We start from the raw sequence: 1,284 nt of genomic DNA, 5'->3' as shown, positions 1-1,284 counted from the left end.
AAGATGTTGGCGGTTGACGATTAAGCAGGTTATGGGATAATGACAGTGATAGAGCCTTTCTGCGCTTCAATAGCGGACCGGGGAAAGGCCTTTTTGAGGTGATGGTCAGATTCAAAGGTGGAGCAGAATGTTGAAGTCTATAGGTATCGGAGCTGAATTATTTCACGAATTAATTGAAAGCAACAGTTATTACGTGGACAAGACTCCTTTTATCAGAACTGTTTTTAAAGACAATACCTCGAAAGTCATGCTTATCACCAGACCGAGACGTTTCGGTAAAACTCTCACCATGTCCACCTTCTATGATTTTCTGTCTCTTAATATCGAAAATCCCGGCGATGTGTCACTTCAGGAGAAATGGTTCAAGGACACCAAGATCTTTGAGGACAAGGAATTCTGCAGTGAATACATGGGGAAGTTTCCGGTAATCTTTATTACCCTTAAGCAGATAGAAGGTGAAGATTTTATCAGCGCCTACGGACGCTTTGCATCAGCGATTTACGACATGTACACTCAGTTTAGATACCTTGCAGATAGTGATAAACTGAGTAGTGATGAAATTGAAGAATACAAACTCTATCTTGATAAGTTTTATCTTAGAGAACCTAAAAATAATGATGCTATTAAGGATTCACTGTCTACATTATTGAAACTCCTGAACAAGCATCACGGAATCAAGCCGATTCTGCTTATCGACGAATATGATGTACCTATCGCCAAGGCGGCTCATAACGGCTACTACCGTGAAATGATTGACATCATCAGTCCCTTCCTTAGCAAAGCCTTAAAGACCAATTTGTATCTTGGCAGAGCCGTGCTTACCGGATGCTTAAGAGCAGCTAAGGAAAGTATTTTTACTGGACTTAACAATCTGCTGGTCTGCTCGATTCTTGATACCGGACATGACGATATATCCAGTGGAATAGGTTTTACTAAGGAAGAAGCTGAAGAAGTTCTTGCATACTACGGACTTTCAGACTATTACGAAGATGCAAGAAACAACTACGACGGGTACCATTTTGGAACAAATCATATGTACTGTCCGTGGGATGTAATGAACTTCTGTAAAGATAACTACAAAAAACTGAGTGAAAACAAAAACCTAATTCAGGCCGGCAACTACTGGATAAACACCAGCGGTAATGATGTAATCGAAGAATTCATGGGCTTTATCGAGCCTGAAGACGTTGAGCTGATGCAGGATCTTCTGGATGGTAAATCAATAACTGCGGAAATAAGAGCCACCTTGTGCTACGGTGATTTGCAGAACCATGACATAAATGA

Annotated in this window: 1 protein-coding gene; it reads left to right on the top strand. The window is 40.8% G+C overall.

Annotated features, from left to right (window positions below; genetic code table 11):
- Nucleotides 1–127: 127 nt before the first annotated feature.
- Nucleotides 128–1,284, top strand: a 1,157-nt coding sequence (locus BMY80_RS11965) for an AAA family ATPase (protein ID WP_093143972.1), incomplete at its 3' end; no start/stop codon positions are given.

It is taken from the genome of Ruminobacter amylophilus, from assembly GCF_900115655.1.
Taxonomy (GTDB): Bacteria; Pseudomonadota; Gammaproteobacteria; order Enterobacterales; family Succinivibrionaceae; genus Ruminobacter; species Ruminobacter amylophilus.
Note: the sequence above shows the minus strand (reverse complement) of the source record. Positions and strands in the feature narration are given on the sequence as shown.